The sequence below is a fragment of the Streptomyces sp. genome (assembly GCF_035563135.1).
Taxonomy (GTDB): Bacteria; Actinomycetota; Actinomycetes; order Streptomycetales; family Streptomycetaceae; genus Streptomyces.
Genome location: NZ_DATMVN010000122.1, coordinates 1 through 2,359, shown reverse-complemented (window position 1 = coordinate 2,359; position 2,359 = coordinate 1). Strand labels below are relative to the sequence as shown.

Here is a 2,359-nt window from a genome sequence, read left to right as displayed (position 1 = left end):
CCGCACCGGCCAGCACATCGCTCGGATAGTGGACACCGGTGTAGACGCGGGACGCGGCAACGGCCGCCGCGACCGGCGCGACGACCGCGCCCCAGCCCTTGGACTCCAGGGCGACGCCCGTCGCGAAGGCCGCCGCGGACGCCGCGTGCCCCGACGGGAAGGACGTGGTGAACGGCTGGCGCTTCAGCCGCCTCATGACCGGAACCATGTCCAGCAGCGGACGCTCCCTGCGCACCGCCCGCTTGGCCACGGTGTTGATCGCTGCCGAGGCGACGGCCAGCGAGGCGACCCCGCGCAGCGCCGCCCGGCGCGACCGCGCGCTGGAGCCCAGCACCGCCATGCCCGCGGCGGCCCCGACCCACAGCAGCCCGTGGTTGGCGCTGCGGCTCAGCCGGGGCAGGACGGCATCGGCGCCGGGCCAGTGTCTCTCGGCCACGCGCTGGAACACGGCGAGATCCCGCTGGTGGAACCGGGCATGCCAGCGGCCCGGGGAGGGGAAACTGCTCATTGTCGACATGGGACAGCGAATACCCTGCGACCGGGCGGTGAACCAGGAGGCGCGCGCGGCGGGCTCCGTGGAATCCCGGCCGAAACGTGCGGAATGCGCGGAAGCGGCCCCGCCCCGCCCGTTCCGCCGGGCCGAAGACGTTGCCCGGACGACTTTCCTGCGACTAGCCTGCGTTCGTGATTCCGGTCATTGACCGGTGTGCCGAACAGATTGGCGGACGATCATGGGGCGACTCGTCCCTGCGGTGACCAGGGCGCTGGATGTGCTCGAACTCTTCCTCCAGGGAGAGGGAACGCTTTCCGCCCCCGAGGTCACGCGCAAGCTCCAACTGCCGCGGACCACCGTCCACGAACTGCTCACCACGCTCGCCGCGAGGTCCTACCTGGTCACGGTCCCGGAGCAGCCGGGCCGCTACCGGCTGGGGGTGCGCACCTACCAGCTCGGCAGCCGCTACGCCGAGCAGCTCGACCTCGCGGCCGAGGGCCAGCAGGTGGCCCGTGAGGTCGCCGAGACCTGCGGCGAGACGGTCCACGTCGCGATCCTCGAGGGCACCGAGGTCATCTACATCGCCAAGGTGGACTCCACGCACGCCGTCCGCATGGTCTCCGCGGCCGGCCGCAAACTGCCCGCACACTGCACCTCCGTCGGCAAGCTGCTGCTCGCCGCGCTCCCGGAGGCGGAGCTCGACGCCCGCCTCGACGGGCGCGAGCTCATCGCCATGACCGACAACAGCCTCACCGACGCGACGGAGCTGCGGGCCGCGCTCGCCGTCGTCCGCAAGCGGGGGGTAGCGGTGGAGCACCGGGAGTCGAACCCGGACGTGAGCTGTGTGGCCGCACCCGTACGGGACCGGTCCGGACGGGTCGTCGCCGCGCTGTCCATCTCCGTGCCGATGATCCGCTGGAGCGAGGAGCGCGAGGCGGAACTCGCGCAGCTCGCGGCGGGCGGCGCCGACGCGCTGTCCGGCCGGCTCGGGCACCACCGGCCGCAGATATGAGGCCGGTCCTGGAGGTGGCCGTGCGGGAGCAGGCCGAACTGGGCGAAGGCCCCACCTGGGACCCGGCCGCGGGGCGGCTGATCTGGGTCGACATCCTCTCGTCCCGCATCCACACCTACGACCCGTCGAACGGCCGTCGTACGGTCATGGCCACCGGCCAGCACGTCGGAGCGGCGAAGCCGCGGGCGGGCGGCGGCCTCGTGGCCGTCCTGCGGGACGGGACGGGCCTGTACGACGCCGACGGCACCTTCTCCTGGCTGGTCCACGACCCCGTCCCGGGGCGGCGGGGCAACGACGCGGCCGTGGCACCGGACGGCGCCCTCTGGGCGGGCACCATGCGCTACGACGAGGCGGAGGCGGGCGGCTCCCTCTCCCGGATCGCCCCGGACGGCACGGTGAGCCGCCTCCTGGACACGGTGACCGTCAGCAACGGCACCGGATGGAGCCCGGACGGCCGGTTCATGTACTACACCGACACCCCCACACGGCGCATCGACGTCTTCGACGTGGACGGGGAGCGCGTGCTGAACAGACGCCCCTTCGCCACCGTCGAGCAGGGCGCCGGGTGGCCCGACGGGCTGACGGTGGACGCCGAGGGCTGTGTGTGGACCGCCCTCTGGGACGGCGCGGCGATCCGGCGCCACACCCCCGACGGCCGGCTGGACCGGATCGTGGAGCTGCCGGTCCGGCGGCCCACGGCGTGCGCGTTCGGCGGGCCCGGCCTGCGCGACCTGTACGTGTCCACCGCCCGGACGGGCCTGGACGCGCCCCACCCGCTGTCGGGCTCCCTGCTCGTGCTGCCGGACGTGGGGCAGGGGCTGCCGGGGACGCCGTTCGCCGGGTGAGCGGGCAGG

At 73.9% G+C, this 2,359-nt stretch carries 3 protein-coding genes; 2 read left to right on the top strand and 1 reads right to left on the bottom strand.

Annotation, left to right across the window (positions count from 1 at the left end):
• On the bottom strand, positions 1-517 hold a 517-nt coding region (locus VN520_RS05375), incomplete at its 3' end, for a phosphatase PAP2 family protein (RefSeq protein ID WP_325745678.1).
• Positions 518-731: 214 nt separating this feature from the next.
• On the opposite strand from VN520_RS05375, the gene VN520_RS05370 reads away from it, so the two are divergent.
• Together VN520_RS05370 and VN520_RS05365 are read left to right on the top strand one after the other, a co-directional pair.
• Positions 732-1,505 carry an IclR family transcriptional regulator gene (locus tag VN520_RS05370; protein ID WP_325745677.1) on the top strand — a complete coding sequence of 258 codons (774 nt, stop codon included), beginning with the start codon at positions 732-734 and terminating at the stop codon, positions 1,503-1,505.
• Entirely contained in the window at positions 1,502-2,350 is an 849-nt protein-coding gene (locus VN520_RS05365; RefSeq protein ID WP_325745676.1) for an SMP-30/gluconolactonase/LRE family protein, read from the top strand. Before VN520_RS05370 ends, VN520_RS05365 begins: the two co-directional genes overlap by 4 nt.
• Positions 2,351-2,359 lie beyond the last annotated feature (9 nt).